Source organism: Acidaminococcus sp. (assembly GCA_022482815.1).
Classification (GTDB): Bacteria; Bacillota; Negativicutes; order Acidaminococcales; family Acidaminococcaceae; genus Acidaminococcus.
Window position 1 is genome coordinate 1,552,386 of sequence record JAKVOM010000001.1, and the last position, 20,371, is coordinate 1,572,756.

General features: G+C 46.7%; 17 protein-coding genes and 1 tRNA gene. 13 read left to right on the forward strand and 5 right to left on the reverse strand.

Annotated elements, in window-relative coordinates:
* Positions 1-288: 288 nt before the first annotated feature.
* The gene (locus LKE33_06830) at positions 289-3,837 is read left to right on the forward strand and encodes an autotransporter outer membrane beta-barrel domain-containing protein (protein ID MCH3950631.1); all 3,549 of its coding nucleotides are present in this window, start codon (positions 289-291) and stop codon (positions 3,835-3,837) included.
* Between the two features lie 606 nt (positions 3,838-4,443).
* Here LKE33_06830 and LKE33_06835 read toward each other — a convergent pair.
* Together LKE33_06835 and LKE33_06840 are read right to left on the reverse strand one after the other, a co-directional pair.
* Positions 4,444-5,019, reverse strand: coding sequence for a phosphatase PAP2 family protein (locus LKE33_06835; GenBank protein ID MCH3950632.1), 576 nt, complete (start codon positions 5,017-5,019; stop codon positions 4,444-4,446).
* A gap of 105 nt (positions 5,020-5,124) precedes the next feature.
* Positions 5,125-5,676 carry a hypothetical protein gene (locus LKE33_06840; protein ID MCH3950633.1) on the reverse strand — a complete coding sequence of 184 codons (552 nt, stop codon included), beginning with the start codon at positions 5,674-5,676 and terminating at the stop codon, positions 5,125-5,127.
* A 107-nt stretch (positions 5,677-5,783) separates the two neighbouring features.
* Here LKE33_06840 and LKE33_06845 point away from each other — a divergent pair, with 107 nt between their 5' ends.
* The 3 genes from LKE33_06845 (at position 5,784) to nhaC (ending at position 9,230) form a co-directional block, all read left to right on the forward strand.
* Positions 5,784-6,584 carry a phloretin hydrolase gene (locus LKE33_06845; GenBank protein ID MCH3950634.1) on the forward strand — a complete coding sequence of 267 codons (801 nt, stop codon included), beginning with the start codon at positions 5,784-5,786 and terminating at the stop codon, positions 6,582-6,584.
* Positions 6,585-7,275: 691 nt separating this feature from the next.
* On the forward strand, positions 7,276-7,827 hold the full coding sequence (locus LKE33_06850) for an L-2-amino-thiazoline-4-carboxylic acid hydrolase (protein ID MCH3950635.1): 552 nt from the start codon (positions 7,276-7,278) through the stop codon (positions 7,825-7,827).
* Positions 7,827-9,230, forward strand: coding sequence for a Na+/H+ antiporter NhaC (nhaC, locus tag LKE33_06855; GenBank protein MCH3950636.1), 1,404 nt, complete (start codon positions 7,827-7,829; stop codon positions 9,228-9,230). Before LKE33_06850 ends, nhaC begins: the two co-directional genes overlap by 1 nt.
* Before the next feature lie 168 nt (positions 9,231-9,398).
* On the opposite strand, the gene LKE33_06860 is transcribed toward nhaC, so the two are convergent.
* Positions 9,399-9,872, reverse strand: coding sequence for a VOC family protein (locus LKE33_06860; GenBank protein ID MCH3950637.1), 474 nt, complete (start codon positions 9,870-9,872; stop codon positions 9,399-9,401).
* Positions 9,873-9,889: 17 nt separating this feature from the next.
* Entirely contained in the window at positions 9,890-10,543 is a 654-nt protein-coding gene (locus tag LKE33_06865; GenBank protein ID MCH3950638.1) for a flavodoxin family protein, read from the reverse strand.
* 76 nt (positions 10,544-10,619) lie between these two features.
* Here LKE33_06865 and LKE33_06870 point away from each other — a divergent pair, with 76 nt between their 5' ends.
* Complete coding sequence (locus LKE33_06870; protein ID MCH3950639.1) at positions 10,620-11,003, forward strand: helix-turn-helix transcriptional regulator; 384 nt, start codon at positions 10,620-10,622, stop codon at positions 11,001-11,003.
* Between the two features lie 279 nt (positions 11,004-11,282).
* Here the strand turns inward: LKE33_06870 and LKE33_06875 are convergent.
* A tRNA-Leu gene (locus tag LKE33_06875) sits at positions 11,283-11,366 on the reverse strand.
* 251 nt (positions 11,367-11,617) lie between these two features.
* Between LKE33_06875 and LKE33_06880 the strand changes: the two genes are divergently transcribed.
* From LKE33_06880 to LKE33_06915, 8 genes are all read left to right on the forward strand, one after another.
* Positions 11,618-12,940, forward strand: a complete 1,323-nt coding sequence (locus LKE33_06880; protein ID MCH3950640.1) for an amidohydrolase — start codon at positions 11,618-11,620, stop codon at positions 12,938-12,940.
* A gap of 18 nt (positions 12,941-12,958) precedes the next feature.
* On the forward strand, positions 12,959-13,894 hold the full coding sequence (locus LKE33_06885) for an AEC family transporter (GenBank protein ID MCH3950641.1): 936 nt from the start codon (positions 12,959-12,961) through the stop codon (positions 13,892-13,894).
* Positions 13,895-13,921: 27 nt separating this feature from the next.
* On the forward strand, positions 13,922-14,407 hold the full coding sequence (locus tag LKE33_06890) for a GNAT family N-acetyltransferase (GenBank protein ID MCH3950642.1): 486 nt from the start codon (positions 13,922-13,924) through the stop codon (positions 14,405-14,407).
* Positions 14,408-15,315: 908 nt separating this feature from the next.
* Positions 15,316-15,846, forward strand: a complete 531-nt coding sequence (locus LKE33_06895) for a cysteine hydrolase (GenBank protein ID MCH3950643.1) — start codon at positions 15,316-15,318, stop codon at positions 15,844-15,846.
* 148 nt (positions 15,847-15,994) lie between these two features.
* Positions 15,995-17,020, forward strand: a complete 1,026-nt coding sequence (gene pta / locus LKE33_06900; GenBank protein ID MCH3950644.1) for a phosphate acetyltransferase — start codon at positions 15,995-15,997, stop codon at positions 17,018-17,020.
* Positions 17,021-17,321: 301 nt separating this feature from the next.
* A complete protein-coding gene (locus LKE33_06905; protein MCH3950645.1) occupies positions 17,322-17,717 on the forward strand; it encodes a pyridoxamine 5'-phosphate oxidase family protein in 396 nt (131 codons plus the stop codon).
* A gap of 66 nt (positions 17,718-17,783) precedes the next feature.
* On the forward strand, positions 17,784-18,158 hold the full coding sequence (locus LKE33_06910) for a helix-turn-helix transcriptional regulator (protein MCH3950646.1): 375 nt from the start codon (positions 17,784-17,786) through the stop codon (positions 18,156-18,158).
* A gap of 113 nt (positions 18,159-18,271) precedes the next feature.
* The gene (locus LKE33_06915) at positions 18,272-19,900 is read left to right on the forward strand and encodes an IS1182 family transposase (protein ID MCH3950647.1); all 1,629 of its coding nucleotides are present in this window, start codon (positions 18,272-18,274) and stop codon (positions 19,898-19,900) included.
* The last annotated feature ends 471 nt before the right edge of the window (positions 19,901-20,371 follow it).

Genomic DNA, 20,371 nt, shown 5'->3' on the forward strand with positions numbered 1-20,371 from the left:
GTAAGCGCCAAAGCTTTAACCTATAGCAAATGTAACAAACAACTCATAAAATAAGCTTATGTTCTTTAAACTTATCAAAATCTATTGATTATTAAAATAAGTTATATTACAATTAGCTCGTAACTAGGAATTCATATTATATTTGATTCGTTTTGTATTAAATGTCCACGTAGTATGTTTTCCTAAAAATAAAAAATAGGATAGTAAAGCGTTCGCAGGGGGGAACGTCATTTTCAGGAGGAGATAGGGATTTCTGCACGCTACTTGTCCGGGTAGGAGATGAGTAGTATGTCAAAGGTGAAATTCAACAGGAAGTTATTCAATGGAAAGTCAGTTGGGAAAAATGCTCTGCTGACTTTATTTGTGTTGTTGTCTTTATCTTCAGGACGCGCATATGCTGCCATTAATTACGGACAAGTCTATGCAGATGGTGGTAGAGCAACTATTCAAGGCAACGGAACGATTATTTTTAGCTCAACCAGTGACAGCGATAGTGCCATTTATGCCAATAATGGGGCTGTAGTTGCCGTTGGGTCTACAGATACCACTTCCACGTATGAAAACATTACAGCTAATGGGGAAGTTCTTGCTGATAATAGCAGTAAAATTAGTCTCTATGCGGATACCGTGACCCTTAACAGGTCAGCCAGTGACGCTGCCGTGACGGCCTCGGATGGGTCGACTATCACGATTGGTAGTTCGAAAACTACGTCTATTACGACGACAGGGGAAGTCCTTGCTACCGATGATAACGGATCAGCCTCAACCATAACGCTGACGGCAGACGATATTACGATGAATTACAGCCCGAATTCCTATTATTCGACTGAATATGGCGGTGATGAGGATCATACGCTCTATGCCGACGGAGGCAGCAGTATTACCGTTACGGCAACGGATGATGTTGATATTAACGGACCGATTGGCGCTGTTGGCTCCGGAAGCAGCATCAACGTCGACGGATCGGACATTTCTATTACCCATAATACAGTTGGGACAGGGAACTATGAATTAGAAACAGAAGGCATTCATGTAGAAAGTGGTGCTTCTATTCGCATCGGCAGTGACAGCACGGAGAGTTTAACTATTGATGTGGAAAATGGCAGTGGCGATTCTACCATTGTAGTAGATGGCAATGCTTCAACGCTGAACCTTTATGGCAATACTATCTCTGTCACAACGACTGATGGTATTCTCAATGGCGATCTTAGCTCAACGAGTACTCTTGAGATGGGATACGCCGGCGGTACGCTCAATATCGGAACGGAAAATACCGAATCCATTACGATTAGTGGTGTTCTTCGGACCGTTGGCTCGGGAGCCGCGACGACTCTTCTGGGATCTTCCATTACAACAGGCGATGTTGCGACATATCATAGCGGTACAACGACCATTGGGTCGGCAAGTACAGACACGGTTATCATGGAATCTTTGATGGCCCTTTATAATTCTACGGCGACAGTTCTTGGTGATTTGATTACGCTTGAAGCTGAAACTTATGAATGGAATGGACGTGAGCTTACCAATGGTTACTCTGTTTATTCTGCTGACGGCAGTACGATAACTATCGGCAGTGATGATACGTCCAAAGTTACAGTTGAAGGCCACGTGGAAGTGGACGGTGCAGACCTTACCATCAAGGGCAATGAAATTGTAATCGGCACGACGGGAACCTCAGATCTCGCTATTGAGCAAACCGATGGAGGGACGGTTACCATTGGTGACGATGCAACCGAGTCAGTTCTTATTAACAGTGCCATTTTAATAGAGGGTGACGACGGCGATAATGTGATGAAGATTACCGGGGATGCAGTTACCTTGAATGGCATGATAAATATGTATGGGAGTGATGCTTTCCTTTCGGTAGATGGGACGAATATTACTCTCACAGAAGATGAGTCTATAGATCCCAGTGATATGCCATACGCTGTCTCGGCTATGTGGGGCAGTGTCCTGTCTTTAGGCAGCAGTCGGACCGAATCTCTTTCAATTGTTGGACAGGTAGTATCCTGGTCACTGGAAGATGGGGTGGATACGGAAGTTAATCTCGATGGACAGACTATTACTTTGGAAAACGGCGCTCTTGCTACAGGAAATGGGGCCGTCGTTACTATAGGTGGTGCAGGAGTCACGGAAACGCTTACCGGTGACCTTACGGCTACGGACGAAGGTGTCCTTACAGCTACCTTATCCGGCACTTATACGGGTGATGCTGTGGCTTCGGATGCCGGTTCTTTAACCCTGACAGCCGGTTCTGTAACAGGCAATCTTACATCAACGGAATCCGGCAGTACACTTACGGCAGATGTGTCCGGAACTTTGACGGGCGATGCAGCGGCGACGGACAGCGGCACGCTGACGCTCTCCGCGGACTCTATTATCGGAGACATTTCTACCTCCGATAGTGGTGTGCTTACTGCTACTGTAAGCAGTACCTTTACAGGTGCGGCGACGGACGACGCCGATACGATGACACTGAATCTTGAAAGCGGCTCCACGTGGAACCTGACGGATTCTTCTACCGTAAACACGCTGAATGCCGACGGGGCCGCCGTAAATCTCATGGATGGTACGCTGGGTCAAACTCTGACGATGGATACCTTTGCCGGTGATGGAGCGACAGTCTATCTCGATGCCGATGGTTCGACCAATACGGGCAACGACCACGTATACGTCACGGGGACTCACACGGGCACGACATATCTGCATCTGAGCAGCACGTCCAATACCTGGTCGGGCGCGTTGGGCACTGTTCTTGCAAGCGTCGGTGATGAACAGGGTTCCTTTGTAAGTGATGGGGAGACAGAAGCGGCTCTCTACTACTATGACCTGAAACTTATGAGTACGACGGATAACGTGACGGACGGCTACAATACGGATTGGTATCTTGGCAGGTACACGAAAAATGCCACGAACAGCGAGGGGCATCACACGACAGTAGTCCGCAACCTCGGCGGCATTGCGGGATCGAACTACCTCCTCTGGAGAAGTGACATGGATACGCTCTTCCGCCGCCTCGGCGAAGCCGATGGTACGCTTACTCCTAATACGGATAATGGCATCTGGGCAAGAGCCAAAGGCAAGAAGTTCAGCCGCGTGAGTGATTTCCTCGTGAACTCGAAATACAATGAGTATGAAGTGGGTTATGACTGGCTTCATGAGGAGACGGATAAGAAGGAACACGTCATGGGTGTCGGCTTTGCTTACCTCGACGGTGATTCAACGTACGTCACAGGGAAGGGAGACCTTACGGGCTACACCCTCGGACTCTACGATACGCAGGTCTGGAAAGACGGTCAGTATCTCGACATTACCCTTAAGGGATCGCGGTACGAGAATGAATTCGATTACACGGCGCTTGGACGTGGTATTGAGGGAGAGTCGACCAGTACGGGCTTCTCACTGGGCGCCGAATACGGCTACAAGAGAAAGTCTTCGAACGGCTGGTTCGTGGAACCGCAGGCTCAGTTTGTACTGGGACATTTCAGCAATGACTCCTTCACCGACTCGAACGGCGTCCATGTAGATGGCGAAACCATCCGTACGGCACTGGGACGTATCGGCGCGCGTGTCGGCTACGAAAGCCCGAAGTTCTCTGTCTACGCTAAGGCAAACTGGTACCATGACTTTGGCGGCAACCATGTAACGACTATGTCTGTTGACACGGATTCGCTCCGCGTCCATGAGGACTATGGCGACACCTGGTTCTCCTACGGCCTTGGTGCTGCGTACAAGATTAATGACAAGACGCAGGCTTATTTCGACCTGGAACGGGGCGATGGGTCGACGTATGATGAGAATTGGAGCTGGGATGTCGGCCTTAAATTTAACTTCTGATGTTATTAAAGGCACCTGCCTCTCCCTGGTGCTCGGCTGACCTCGCACGCATTTCGAGGCAGAGCTCTTTTTAGGGAAACTTTTTCTGCCCGGCGCAGAACGGGGAGCCATTGATTCATTCGCAACTTCATCTACTTACGTTTGTGCCAGTTACGCTGTGTCGACAATTCCTTGAGTTACACCCGGTAACCCTTCGGATTGTCTTCTTGCGTAACTGGCACATCCGCATGTATCTGAAGCTGTTCATTGAATCAATGGCTCCCTTGGGCGCATCTGCTGTGTCAGGCGTCCTTAGGAACCACTCGATATACTATTTTTGTATTATCTCGGGTCCCTAAGGACGCCTTCCTTGCAGCTGCACCCATCTTCTGTGCCGTTCATAAAAAGAAAATGAAAAACAGGTATGATATTAGGACATATGCTCCTAAATGGGGTGTATGTCTTGTTATTTTTGTTAAAAGAAGTTATCTTTCCCGCCGGTTGTTTTTCCGACTTTCGAAGCCGCTGGAGAGGCGACTGGCGTAAAAAGGGAAGGGGCTGTGAAAAAATGCGTTAGCATTTCTTCACAGCCTCTTTTTGCACTTGGTACCTTTAGTGAAAGGTGACCTATTCGCTCTTACCGTCTTCTGCTGCATCGCTTCTCCAGGAATGAGAGGAAAGATATCTCACAAGGAAAATAGCTATACGGGATACGATATAGCCGATGAACATTCCTGCAAGCACGTCAGTGGGGTAGTGAACGCCGAGATAGAGCCTGGAAAAGGCAATGGCAGCGGCGACGAGAAGGGCGGGAATGCTTAATTTTTTGGGCAGCAGTTCAAAGAAGACGAAGGCGACAGCAAAGGAACTCGTCGTGTGTCCGGACGGGAAGGAAAAATCTGTCGGAGGGGGAATGAGGGGCATGATATCTTCATATGTAATGAAGGGACGCGGGCGAGCCATCCAATGTTTGAGAACGCCGTTAGTCAGAAAGGCATCTATCACGAAAGCCGCCAGTGCCGAAAGACCGACGAGCCTCGTTTTTTTGAAGAGGCAAAGGGAGACGGAGAGAAGTATCCACATGAGCCCGACGTTTCCAAGGTCCGTAACTTCTTCCCAGAAATGTGTACCGATATCGGTGCGCAGGGTCTCATGGATCCATAGGAGTATTGCATGGTCGATGCTTGTAATCAGTGCTTCCATCTTCCTTCATCTCCTTTCCTTCTTACAATGCTATCATAGACTAAATTATTAAACAAAAAGTAAAGCACAGATTAAAGATGCTGAAAGGATTTCTTCAAAAGAATTTCAGGCAGAAATCCGGGCAATGCGCTTCAAGCTCTGCCAGAAATAACGATAGACTTCCTCCTGAGTATCTTTTTGTCCCCGCTCTATCCAGGTCATGATGGCAATGGGCATGAGGTAACTGAGAAAATTGACAAAATAATCCTTTTCAGCCTCGCTCGTGCTCTCGGGAACGTCCCACAGGGAGCTGATTTCACGGAAATAGCGCTGATGGTTTTTAGCAAGGGCATCGAGACGATTGCATTTTTCAAGGGCTGCAAGAAGATCGGCATGCTTCATGATGAGACCTAAAAAAGAATAGAGGGTGGCACGGGGATGGTTTTTATCGGATGGGCGTGCGACAAAATCATCAAAGAGCCGGTCTGCCTGGTAGAGCAGGACATCGACTGGCGTGTCAAAAAGCCGGTAAAAAGTACTGCGGCTGACTGAAGATATGCGCTGGATGGATGCGATGGAAATCCGATTCGCCGGGGTGGTCTTTGCGAGAGCCAAGACAACATCTACAATAAGCTGAGCCGATTTTTGAGCCCTGGGGTCTTTTGCAATGTGATACATTTTTTCCCTTTCTGTTGTATTTCCTTGAAGAGAAGTCATAAAGCCATTTACTTATGCTACAATTGTATCATAAGTAAAACAGCTCAACAAGAAAGGCGGTTATCTATATGTTCAACCAACCAGGAAAAAAGGTAGGCGTCAGCAAGGAAGAAAAGGCACTTCCTTACTATAAATATTTTGAAGGCCCCATGGCTCCTGTACCCGTGGAAAAATTTCGTCTGGTCGATGCACCGTCAAAAGTCCGCAGCGTTCCCTTTGAAGAAAAGAATGCATTTCTGCGGGGAGAAGACAAGGCGTATTGCCAGCTGGGTTATGGCGTTGCGCCCGATGGAACCGGGTTTGTCTGCAATGATACGTATATGCCGGGCGTCACGGTAGAGATGATGGACTGGTGGTTCCCATGGCATAGTGTGGGTTCTGATCTGCGCTACAAGATGTGGGATCCGGAGGACCATTATTTTGCCCGTGCCAATCGTGCCGATTACGTCTGCGACCCGCAGGTTCCCGTCAATCAGAAGACGTGGGGCGTGGACCACTACATCCTGGAAGACATTGGCTTTGGCCCTTCCTTTATTCATCTTCAGTTCAAGAGACCCCGGGATTTCGGCTACGATGAATCCATCATCGGCTCGAAGACCTGTGCTTCTCTAGTCTGCGCTGTCGGAGAGGGTGGAGATTCGTCGGCTATGACTCACAAGTGGATTCCTTATAAGGATGGCATTCTCTTCTCATCCCGTTTCTGGATTGGTTATGCCATCAGGGATGGAAAAATTGTAAAAGCTGTGCCGAAAGGAGCTTCGGTGCCTATGGAAGCCGCACGGGGCCTTTTTGCTCACAATATCAAAGAATTTACAAACCTTGCCAGGATCCTTCCCGGTGTCTATGCCGAGAATAAGGATAATTTTTGATGACGCTGAACGCAGGTCGCTGGTTGCCTTATATTGAAATATTAAAAAATCGGATCCCTTGCGGGGGTCCGATTTTTTGTTATCGCAGCGGAAAATTTACTGCGGTAATTTTAGCTTGAACTTATAAAAGCAGTTCCTTAAATGTTGGCTGAATGCAACTTTTATTTTTCACAGTTCTCATGAGTACATCGTACAGTACTCATTTAAGTTTAGGTAAGTTTTTATTCTCGGACTATGTTTCCATGGCAAAAACCCATTTTTACATGAAACATTTTTAGCATTTTATTTAATTATAAAAAATAACTCATACTAAACTACTAATAATTCGGCCATTTTTATTTTCTGTGCTATAATTTCTACTAAAATACTATGAAATAAAAAGGGAGTGTTCAGAAATGTATTGAAAAAGTTCTAGGAGGTTTTGGCCATTAGTCTACTACTGTATTCAGGCATTTTTCATGAATAGAAAAATGGGCTTCTTTCTGGTGTCAGCATCGATTGTGAAGGAGGGATAAATGCAGCCGATAAAGCTCGGCTTTGTTACAGAAACCGAAATTGTGCATATCTCTAATAATAGTACAAAGTAATGGTAAATAACGAAATATAATTTAATAATTGTAATTTTTATATAAATACTGTATTATTGATAGAAACAAATGATTATCTTAAAAATGCAAAGGGGGAGAATGCAATGAGTAAAGAGGAAATTGATGAGTTCATGAAAAAGAGCCGTGTCAGTGAGCCGGCTTCTCCGGAGGAATTTCGCCAGGTAGTGCTGGATGCGTATAAAGACAGGACGCGTCAGGTTTATTTTATCTGGAAAAAATTAAAGGAACTTTATCCTGAAGTCGATGCGAACAGAGTCATCCGGGAAGGCAGCTGGGATTTTGGCCTGTACCAGGGCAAGAAAATCGCGGCTAAGTATGGCGCGGAAAATATTGGCCCTAAGGAAGCTCTGCTGGGACAGACTTCGCGGGGCGGGCTGCAGGTATTTGAGCAGGAAATTACGGAACTTGAGGATGACCGTGCTGTAAAGATTTTCCATCATTGTCCGCACGTAGAAGCACTGACGGAGCTGGGGCTTTCTCCTGAAGAAATCAAGATGTTTTGCCGTGATATGCTGGGACAGTGTGATTATGCGATTTGTGCAGCTTTTCCAAATGTGGAAATTGATTTTCCGACAACGGTTGCCGATGGGGAAGGCAAGGGCTGCGCAATGACGATTACGAGAAAGAAGGGGTAATGATGAAGCGTAAGCCGACTTTTGGCGAGGCAATGATCCCGCTTGTAGGCATGGTTCTTTTGTTGGGGATTGGTTATGGGAAGTTTGGCTTTCCCATTCAGGCACTTTTGATTGCTGCAGCTTTTATTGCCGCGCTTGTGGCAAAAAAGCTCGGATACACGTGGGAAGATATGATTAATGGTATCAGCGAGAGAATTTCCAGCAGTCTCGGCTCCCTTTTTGTTATGGTGTGCGTCGGCGGCATGATTGCCAGCTGGATGGTTTCCGGAACGATTCCTTTGCTGATTTACTATGGCATAAAAATTATCGACCCGCATTATCTTTTTGTAACGGCATTTTTTGTCACTGCTATTATTTCTACTTTTACCGGTACCTCTTTTGGCTCCGCCGGTACGGCCGGTGTTGCCATTATGGGTGTTGCTATTGCCCTTGGTTTACCGCTTGATATCACGGCAGGTGCGGTAATTTCCGGTGCAGTTTTTGGCGATAAATTATCTCCGCTGTCTGATACGACGATTTTGGCGCCGATTGCTGCCGGCACGACTCTTTATAAGCACATTCGGCACATGCTTTATACTACGGGAGCTGCTTCCATTTGCTGCATTATTGTCTATACGATTTTAGGCATGAATATTTCAGTTGAAAATGTTGCACGTCCGGAACAAGTCACTGTCATGCTGTCGAATTTGGAGAGCCTGTATCAGCTGAGTCCCGTTCTTTTGATACCGCCCATCGTTGTCTTCCTTGGCGCTTATACCAAGAAACCTACGATTCCGATGCTGCTTTTATCTTCGGTAATTGCAATTGCATTGGGTATGATTTTCCAGGGCTTTACGCTGAAAACAGCACTGAATGCATTTGTAAAGGGATTTAATGTTTCTATGCTGCCGACCGTCGCTGCGGGAGCAAAATCCATCAAGGTTATTAACACGCTTTTGAACCGTGGTGGATTGATGGGCATGATGGGTACGGTGCTCCTGGTATTTTGTGCATTTGCCTTTGCCGGGATCTTCAGCAAGATTGGCTGCATCGAAGTCGTTCTGGAACGGGTAAAGGATTCCATTACTTCTGTGGGCAACCTGATTGCTGCAACTGTGGGATCTACGCTCTTTATGAGTATCGTTACCGGCAGTTCCTATTTAGCTATCCTGATTCCTGGCGAAATGTTCCAGCCGCTCTTTAAAAAATTCCATCTGGCTTCAGAAAATCTTTCGCGGACACTGGAAGACGCCGGTACCTGTGCAGTGCCCCTGGTGCCCTGGTCTGTGGCAGGAACATATATGGCCCATACCCTGGGCGTTCCGACTGTCTCTTACTTGCCATACGCAGTATTGTGCTACGGAAGTATGATTTTTGCCCTGATTTTCGGGTATACAGGGCTGTTCATTAAGAAGGAAGAATAGTAGGAATTTAACCGCCATTTTTACTTTTTAAGCAGATGGCGTCAATGGAAATAAAAAGAGTACCTCTCGATTCACAGGTCGAAAGGTACTCTTTTTATTATTATCAAACTGACAAGCGATTCAAATAATGCCGCCGGTTAGCCAATCGCTTACCTTTTCTAAGCGTTGCTATCTTCCTTCTCTGAATGTCACCATCTCAATGACTGTTCCCCAGGGGGTTCTCCCATAGAGCCAGCCTGCTCGTGGACTGGTGCCATGTTTGACATCTTCCACGTAGTCTGGATCCGCAAAAAGGGTGCCGCCTGCTTTCATGAATCGGTACGCTGTTTCCTGCAGGTCATCCACGAGAATAGCCACATGCTGCAGCCCATAGTCATAGGTACGGCTTGCTGTGCGAGGTTTTACGTTGTCAAAGGCAAACAGTTCAATATGAGCACCGCTGCCAAGACCGAGAACACGCCTTGCAGTCACTCTTCCTTTGGGAGAGAGACCAAAAACAGTTTCCACGTCGGGTCCATGCCACGGCGGCTCTGTTTCTTGTAATCCTTCCATTACAATCCTGGCCTGAAATACATCTTCAAAGAATCGTGTGGCCTGATTGATATCGGGCACGGTGATGGCTACATGATCGATTCCGGGCATTTCCTTATTCTCTCCTGTTATTTCTGGTTATCGTTTCTTTTGATGAAATTGGTGACAGCAGTATTTTCCGTGGCAGGATAAGGAACACCGGCTTTCTTGCCGGCTTCGAAGCACTGCATCATCCAAATCATGTTGCGGGCGAGGTTGCGCATGGTCTGCATGCCTTCTTCATCCTGCGGGGCTTCATCTGCAAAAAGGCCATGCACCTGGTTCCAGTAAGTGGACCCGGCAACCGGCATCTGAGCAATACCGAAATATTTGTTCAGAGCATCGAGAGAAGCTGTTGTACCGCCGCGGCGTGCGACAGCAACGGCTGCACCCGGCTTGAACTTGAATGCATCGTAGATTTCATCCTTGCAGCTTGCGTAAAAAGCTCTGTCAAGGAAGGCAAAGATTCTGCCGCTCGGATGAGCGAAATACGTAGGCGTAGCAAAGACAAACCCGTCTGCCTGTTCAGCCTTCTTGATAAATTCGTTGACGCCGTCATTGAATACACATTTGCCGGTCTTCTGGCACTGGTTGCACTGCAGGCAGTCCGCAATGGGCTTTCCGCCTAATTGGATTACTTCAGTTTCTACGCCGGCGGCCTCAAATACCTTTATCATTTCTTCCAGGGCACGCATCGTTGTGCCATGAACATGGGAACTTCCATTAACCATTAATACCTTCATGTTGATATCCCTCCATTGCTTTTGATTCAGCGAGAATTATATAATAGTACGGTAAAGAAAGGAAGAACGCACTATTATGAAAGATACTAACCAAAAAGTGAGTAAGGAAAATAAAGCGATGGTCCCCATTAATATTGTGCCCTTTAATTATGCGGTTTCACTGATTGGCGGGAAGTGGAAGATGCAAATCCTCTTTTGGTTATGGAAGAATGACATCCTGCGCTACAGTGAATTGAAAAGGAACTTGGGCAATGTTACGCACAAGATGCTGTCATCGAAACTCAAAGATCTGGAAAGCGACGGCCTTATCGTGCGTCACGAATACCCCGGCGTTCCTCCCAAGGTGGAGTACTATCTTTCCAATCTTGGGAAATCCCTGATGCCGGTACTTCAGGCTATCTGTAACTGGGGTTATCAGCATATTCCGGAAAATCTTGATCCTCGTAACTATAATGAATAAATTTCTTTACTGGGGGATAAAAAGCATATTTTGCTTTTGCCTATGGCATATAGCCTCGTCTGCAACGGTGTGTTAAAGCTTTAGACTCGAGTAAAATATGATATAAACCCTGAAATTTAGAAGTCAACTTAAATTTCAGGGTTTATTTTTATAGTTCAAAGCAAAATGCCTTGGTCATTTTGCATCCACGGGCGGTAAGCGGACAGCGGGCTGCGGAAAGCGTGAAAAAGGGGCTGTGAAATAATGCACTTACATCATTTCACAGCCCCTTCTTTTCGCTGGTGCGGATGACAGGACTTGAACCTGCACGTCAAAGACACCAGATCCTAAGTCTGGCGCGTCTGCCAATTCCGCCACATCCGCATATGGTCCCTCGCTGGAGGGTACAGAGCGAATTATAGTATAGAATCTTGAATTTTGCAAATCAAAATGAATGGCAGTACGAGGCCGTACTTACTTTCTTTTTCTTTCATTACTTGCAATGAAGAGGGAAATTGTTTATCCTATTTCTAAACACATACATCTGTTACATCCCTGGAGGATAGTTCTGAATTAAACCGTCCGTTTTTCGGGCGGTATTGATTTTATATGAAATGAAGAAGGGAAGGATGGTTATGGCACTTGATGCTTCCATCATCAATGAACTAAAAAAAGCTGTCCGTGACCGTTTGCCGGCGATTAAAGAAAATGCGGACTGGCTGCTTCGTCATCCGGAAACCGGATTCAAGGAATACGAAACGCAGGCGCACTGCGTTGAAATTTTGGCAAAGCATGGTTTTAAAGCAAAGACGTTTTCCGATGTGACGGGTTTTACCTGCACGTATGATACAGGAAGGCCCGGCCCTTCTATCATGCTGATGGGGGAGATGGATGCGCTCATTAACCGTGACCATCCTTTCTGTAATCCGCAGACAGGAGCGGCTCATGCCTGCGGCCATTTTATCCAGGTGGCTACGACCATGGGAGCCTTCCTGACGCTGGCAGAAGGCGGGTTTATGGATAAAGTCGGGGGCAGGCTCATGCTGATGGGAGTACCTGCCGAAGAATGCATTGAACAGGAATGGCGTCTTGGAGAAATCAAGAAGGGACGGCTTCATTTTCTCGGGGGTAAACCGGAGCTTATGTACCGCGGCGCTTTTGATGACGCCGATCTTGTCATTGGAATGCATGCCGGGTTCGGTAATGATGGGAAGATTGCGGCATTCGGGAACCATAACGGTTTCATGGTGGAATCGGTCACCTTTAAGGGCCGCTCTGCCCATGCTGCCGGCAGCCCCGAAAAAGGAATCAACGCACTTTATATGGTAAATACGGCACTGACGGCCCTCAACGGGCTGCGCGAAACATTCCGCGATGAAGACCGTGTCCGCGTGCATCCTATCGTGACTTCAGCCGGTTCAGTGCCGAATGTCATTCCTGAAGAGGCTCATATGGAATGCCAGTGCCGCGCCAATAATATGGAAGCCGTGTATGCGGCCGATGCCAAGTTTGAGCGGGCCGTCGGTGCAGGAGCCTACGCTTTCGGAGGCAAGGCTGTCATCCGAAAGCAGCCGGGATACCTGCCATACCGTCCGACTCCTGAATTCGACGATATTGCAGTGTCCGTAGCTGATGAAGTGCTTGGCAGGGGAAGAGGCACTAAGGCTGACCCTGTTGCCGGCTCCGAGGATCTGGGAGATCTTAACAGCGTCATGCCGGCCATGATGGTTTTTGCCAACTACATGAACGGCTATCCGCATAGTGCCGGTTATGTCGTGGCTAACCCGCAAATTTATGAGGATACCGTGTTGTTTCTGGCAGCGCTCACTTTGACACTGGCAGCTGACGGCGGCCGTCTTGCTAAAAAGGTTATGGCCAGTCACAAACCATTGTTTAACAGTATGAAAGCGTACTGCGATACCGTCAGCGAGCTTTTTACCGAAAAAACAGTGCCTTGAGAGCAGAGGAGACGAACCATGGAAATGGCTTATATGCTCTTTCAAGAGTTGATTGTACTTTTATTGATAGGCGGCATCGGCTTTGCTATTGTGCGGCTGGGCGTTCTCAAAGAGGAAGACTGCAAACCGCTTTCTTCGCTCGTCCTCTATGTGTTTACGCCTTGTGCCATTATCAAGTCGTTTCAGCTGCCCATTGATGACCAGCACGTACATGGACTTGCTCTTGCCATCGGGTTTGCAGTGGCTGTAAATCTGATCTGGATCTTTGTGAACTTTCTTCTCAAAAAGAAAGTGCCGCTGACGAGCGTGGATGAACTGACGCTTATGTATACGAACTCGGGCAATCTGGTCTATCCGCTGGTGGCAATGATTTTCGGGAAGGAATACCTCTTTTATGCGGCACCTTATAATGCGGTCATGACGTGCTTTGTCTGGACCCATGGCAAAGCAATTATTCAGGAATCATCGAATCTGGATCTCAAAAGGGTCATTAAAAATGTCAATATCCTTTCCATCATTATCGGTATCGTGCTGTTCTTCCTGCAGATTAAACTGCCGGTGTTAATTGAAACAACCATGGATCTTTTGGGAAGTATGCTTGGCCCGGCGAGCATGATTGTTATTGGAATGATTATGGCGGGAACGGACCTCAAAAAGGTTTTTACGACGGCCAAGCTTTATGTGGTCTGTATGGGGCGTCTGATTGTTTATCCGCTGATTATCATTTTGCTCCTGGCCCTGACGGGTTATACCAGGGCACATCCGGAAGACATTTTTATTTTTCAGATTGCCATGATTGCCGTGACGGCACCGCCTGCAAACATTATCGCTCAGTTTGCTGTCATGTATAATAAAGATACTTTTATGGCGGGCGCTTATAACGCGCTCGGCATGCTGCTGTGTATGGTGACGATGCCGCTTATGATGCTGCTCTTCAATATACTCATCGGCTGATACTATCAGGAAAGAAAGGGATTCTTTTTGTGGAATTTACGCTGTGCTGAGAAAACAGATGTGCCGCAGATTGCAGCACTCGAAAGGACGTGTTTCCCTGCCGCCGAAGCGGCAACGGAGGCTTCCGTACGCGACCGTGTAGCTGTTTATCCGACTCATTTCTATCTTCTTTTCGACGGAAATCACCTGGTTTCTTTTGTAAATGGCCTTGTTACGGACGAACCGGATTTGACAGATGAGATGTATGAGAAGGCTTCCATGCATAACGAAAAGGGAGCCTGGCAGATGATTTTCGGGGTCGATACGGACCCTGCTTACCAGAAAAAAGGCTGCGCTGCCAGAGTGCTGCAGCGTTTTATCGAAGATGCTCAAAAGCAGGGCCGCAAAGGCGTCGTTCTGACCTGTAAAGATAAACTGATCCACTATTATGCGAAATTTGGTTTTGTGGATGAGGGTGTGTCGGAATCGACGCATGGGGACGTCGTGTGGCACCAGATGAGATTGAAGTTTTAAGGGCACAATAGTGCTGAAGAAATGCACCTGGGCAAAGCGTGTCCTCGACAGGTCTCGGACGCCGTTTTACCCAGAGTTTTTTGTAAGGAAGTTTCTATCGTCCTCTGCAGAATCCAGCCACATCTACTTTGTCAGACCGGGTTGTGGCCCCTTGACGTACGTTTCTTTGTACGACTTCGGGGCCCCAACCCGGTCTTTCGCGTATCTGCGGCTGTCTTGCAGCAGAGTTCGTTAGAAACAAATTAAAAAAGAGGTATGAAATTAGGGTACACGTTTCTTTGTACGACTTCGGGGGCTCCAAGCCTGCCTTTCGCGCATCTGGAGCTCTTTGACGCACATATCTATAATGCAATGTATAAAAAGAGCTGAATAAGGAAACAAATTTTGCGGTTATGATAATGGAAATAAAAGAAGCTACCATTCTCCGCAAGCGGTTCCCCTTTCGATGCCGTGCAGCGGCGTGAAGGAAGGTCCCAAGGTAGCCAAGGCTTCACCTTACCTTACAAATAAAAAGAAAAAATCAAAGCACCAGCCCTCTTGTTTTTCGTAAAAAAATAAGAGGAGCGAACCGCAGTGACTGTCGATTGCACTGCAATCGCGGTCACGTCGCGGTGGGGGGTTACCCCGATAACAGGAAACCGAACACTGCTGCATTTCTCTGGCAACAGTATTCTGTAAAAGAGCATATTTTATATTTCTACCAATCTGCCGAAGGCCGGGCCAAAAGCCAAATGCTAAATGCGGTTTTGAGAAAGCCGAAGGCCACTATCGGTTCTCGGCTTTCGGCTTCCTTTTTCCGCCATCTGCAGCTAACTGCTATCTGCGGCTAACTGCCTTGTTCTTTTCACTAGGCACCGGCCCTTCGCCATGCTATACTTAATACCAAAAGATTTTGGGAGGTTTTTGCAATGAAAAACCGTTTGCTCATTGTGGTAGATATGCAGAACGATTTTGTTGATGGCAGTCTGGGAACAAAGGAAGCTCAGGCCATCGTGCCGAAGGTGGTGGAATGCGTCAAAAATTTTGACGGGCGCATCTTTTTTACGCTCGATACACATGGTGAAAACTATTTGGAGACGCAGGAAGGAAAAAATCTTCCAGTGCCGCACTGCATCAAAGGAAGTGAGGGATGGGAACTCATTCCTCAGCTCGAAAAGCTGCAGCGAGAAAAACACTGTCCGGTTTATCTGAAAGAGACGTTCGGCTCATTTCAGTTGGCGGAAGACTTGAAAAATATGAATGATGAGCAGCCCATTGATGAAATCGAGCTGATTGGATTGTGCACAGACATCTGTGTTGTTTCCAACGTTCTTCTAATTAAGGCCGCTTTGCCGCAGGTTCCTATTGTTGTTGATAGTGCCTGCTGCGCCGGTGTAACGCCGGAAAGTCACAAGGCTGCCCTGGCTACGATGAAGAGCTGTCAGGTCAAAGTACTGTAAAGTATACGGTTGTTAAATACACAGAAAATTAGATATACGAAAAATTCCCGTAAAGGGGAGCAAGAAATTGTAAAAAGTGATATAATGTGGACTTAGAAACAGGACGTCGTGTCCTGTACCCAATTTAAAGAAATAGGAGTGGTTAGGAATGCCTTTTATCGATCATCTGAAATCCCGTGTAAAACCGATGCAGAAGAGAATCGTTCTGCCGGAAAATAACTCCGACAGAGCTCTGAAAGCAGCTGCTACCGTTGCTAGAGAAGGATTTGCCAAAATTATCCTGGTGGGTGACCCCAAGGAACTCGACAGAGATGCTAAGAGACTGGGTGTCTCCTTCGAAGGCATTCAGATCATTAACCCTGCTACTTATGAACGCATGGATGAACTGTGCGAATACTTTGCTAAACGCAGAGAAAAGAAGGGCATGACTAAGGAAAAAGCTCGCGAAATCATGCTGAAGGACACCACGTTCTTTGGTGCCGGCCTGGTTGCTATGGGCGATGCTGACGGCTGCGTTTCCGGTTCCATGAGAACTTCCGCAGACGTTATCAAAGCTGGTCTGCAGGTTATCGGCGTACGTCCCGGCAACAAGACTGTATGCTCCGGCTTCATTATTCTGAGTAACACCAACCTCGGCGAAGGCGGCAAGCTCGTATTCGGCGACTGCGGCGTTATCATTGACCCGACTGCTGAACAGCTGGCTGATATTGCAGTAAGCTGCGCAAACCGTGCTCGCTACACCCTGGGCATCAAAGATGTCAAGGTTGCTCTGCTGTCCTATTCCACTAAGGGATCCGGTTCCGGCGAAGGCCCTGAAAAGGTTCAGGCTGCTACCGAAATCCTGAAGGAAAGAAACGTAGACTTTGCTTTCGACGGCGAACTGCAGGCAGATGCTGCTCTGGTTCCTGAAGTCGGCGAAAGAAAGGCTCCTGGTTCCAAAGTTGCCGGCCATGCTAACGTTCTCGTATTCCCGAACCTGGCTTCTGCCAACATCGGCTACAAGCTGGTTGAACGCTTCAGCGGCGCTACCTGCCTTGGTCCTCTGGTTCAGGGCCTGGCTAAACCGGTTCTTGACCTGTCCCGCGGCTGCTCCGCTAAGGATATCGTTGACGTAGTAGCTGTCTGCGCAAGCGATGCTATCTTCGCAGAAAACATGAAGAACACTGCAAAATAAGCTTGTTTCTTCAAACTGCCTGGAATGATTTCATTCCGGGCAGTTTTTTTATATGCAGGAAAAAGTATAATGCTTTGAAGCTATGGCGCATATTTTGTAATGCTCCGCCGGCAGTTTATTACTTCCTCATTGAGGGGTGGTCCCAACCCGCATGTTTTCTACACTATTAAATTTATTAGTTTCTCATTAATTTCTTAATATATTGTTTCATTCGTGCCACTTTCCTATAATGAGTGCGTAAGAAAGAACGGTAATGGATACCGCTCGGTTATGATTGCATGTATGATCAGGAGGGACTAAAATGCTGAATGAAAAGGTTATCAATTTACTGAAAGAGAGCATGTGGGATCTTGCTACCTGCGCTGATGGCGAACCGAACGTGGTTCCTGTTGCCTTTAAGGATGTAACTGACGATGGTAAACTGGTAGTAGGGGATGTTTTCCTGCAAACGACCCTGGCAAACATTAAAGCCAATAACGGACGAATCGCTATTTCCGCATATAACCCGAAGACCTTTGAAGGCTATCAGATCAAAGGCAAGGCAGAATACGTGACGGAAGGCGACCTTGTGAATACCTTCAAGAAAATGGTAGAAGATATGTTTAAAGGTGCCGCTACCGCGAAAGGCGCTCTTATCATCACACCGGAAAGAGTCATCGTGACCACGCCGGGCGCTGACAACAAGAAAGAACTCTGATTGACTGCCTGCTGCTTTTCAAGTACGGCTCTTTTGAGTACAATAGGGGAGAAAGGAGGACGGTTCATGTATCACAAGAAACTGGAAGCAGATATTCGCTGCCCTCTGGAATACGGGCTTGAAATTTTCGGCGGAAAATGGAAATCCCGCATAATATGCGTACTGGCGGCGCAGAAAACGCTCCGCTACAGCGGTATTCGCAAGGAAATGTGCAATATTACTGACGCCGTCCTGGCTGCCACCCTGAAGGAACTTATCACAAGCGGCATGGTGGAACGGCATAGTTATGATGAAATCCCGCCCCGCGTGGAATATTCGCTGACGGAGAAAGGAAAGTCCGTAGTCCCGATTTTGCAGAGCATCTGCCGCTGGGCCGGAATTTTCTATAAAGATGACAGCGAATGTGTCATGACGCAGTGCCAAAAATGTGATTACAGGTAAACTTATAAAAAGGGGCTGTCGCATTTTGCGACGGCCCCTTTTGTATCAAAAACAAGGTAAAAGCAAGGCGCGGCCTCATTGAATGAGACCGCGCCTTGGTGTAGAATTTAAATATGCCAAAAAACAAACCTACACAAAAGGATTATACAAAAATTGGCAGTTCTTATCAACTTTTTCTTCCTCTAAATTTTGAAGTACAAATCCCTAATGACGATCCTGTTCGCTTGGTGCGTGCCATGGTAGAAGGGATGGATGTAAAGGCATTGTATGACACGTATTCTCATGTCGAGAATAAATTAACGTCACCAATTCAGCTGCTGGAGATCGTCATTTATGCATGTATGGAAGGAATTCGTGGTTCGCGTAAGATAGAGCAATCCTGTAAAAGAGACACTCATTTCATGTTCCTCTTAGATGGGAAAAAAGCTCCGGATAATGCAACCATTGCAAGATTTTGTTCCCTCCATCTAAAACCATGTATCAAGGAGCTCATGATTCAGATGGATAAATGGCTGCTGGCTCGCGGTTTCATCACGCTGGATAGCCTGTTCATCGATGGGACAAAAATTGAATCTGTGGCAAACAAATACAAATTTGTTTGGAAAAACAGAGTCTTAGGCAGCCAGAACAAACTCATAGAGAAACTGGAGCAACTGGTTCCCGAAATCGAGGAACGTTTCGGAATCAAGGTCTGTTACGGAAACACTTTCCACATCCGTCATTTAAAGAAGCTCCTAAAAAAACTGCTTGTCATAAAGCGGGCTGAAGGGATCGAGTTTGTTCACGGATGTGGGAAAAGAAAGACCATTCTACAGAAGTACTATGAGATTTTAGCTAACTATCTCAAACGGCTTAAGGTGTATACGAAGCAGCTTCACATCTGTGGGGAACGGAACAGCTTTGCCAAAACAGACCCGGATGCTACCTTTATGAGGATGAAAGAAGACGCCATGCTTAATGGCGCCTTAAAGCCGGGATACAATGTCCAATATGCCAACAATTCCGGTTTTACCTTGTTTGCAGATGTGAGTGCACATCCAACAGATATGCGGACACTCATTCCTTTTCTTGAAGGATTTGAAGCCCACTTCGGTCAGAAATTTGCAAACATTGTAGCCGATGCAGGCTATGAAAGCGAAGAGAACTTGGTCTGGCTGAAGAAGAATCAGTATACTTCATATATCAAGCCTAACAATTATGAAAGAAGCAAGAGGAAAAAGTATAAGAACGACATCGGCAAAGCAGAAAACATGACATATTTGCCTGATCAAGACATGTATATCTGTAAAGGTAGGAGACTGCTGAAAGTCAGTAAAGTAACCCAGGTAAAGAACCGGTCAGGATATGTGTCAGAGAAAACATATTACGAATGTAAGGACTGCAGCGGTTGTCCCTACAAGGAACAGTGCATCCATGGGAACAATTGCAGGACACCCATGGAGAAAAGAAACAAGAAATTAGTGGTCTCGAAGAATTTTGCTGCATTGAGGGCAGAATCCCTGAAGAACATTACTTCCGAATATGGTAAGGAACTGAGGATGAACCGCAGTATACAGGCAGAAGGAGCCTTTGCGGATCTCAAGGATTCATTAAACGTCAGAAGACTAGAAACCCGAGGCAAAGGAAATGCCCTGGTAACAGTGGGAATATGTGCCATGGCACGGAATGTCCTGAAGGTCCATCACAAAGTTCAAGACGGCAAAGAGGATTTGCACTTATATCCGCTGAAAAAAGAGGCCTAAAAGATACAAAAAGAGCGCACGAAAAAAAGCAACTTAGAGTTGCTTAATTTCGTGCGCCCTTTTTTCATCTCAAAACATATTCAACTAAAAAGTAAGGCAATTTGGGGTCTTTAGCAAGTTATTTCAGGGATTAAAAATCGGTCACTTGCGACAGCCCCTTTTTATAAGACGCGGGCCGCGGGCCGCAGGTCAACCGGGTATGAGGCTGTGAAATAATAAAAAGTGCTTTTGGCTTATGGCATTTAGCCACGTCTGCGACAGTGTGTTAAAGCTTTTGATTCAAGTGAAATATAATATAAAACCTGAAATTTAGCAGTTAATCTAAATTTCAGGTTTTATTTTTATAAGTTCAAAGAAAAATACCTTGGTTATTTTTCTTCTACGGGCGGGATGCGGACGGCAGGCTGCGGAAAGCGGAAAAAAAGGCTGTGAAATAGTGCACATGCATTGTTTCACAGTCTTTTTTTATAA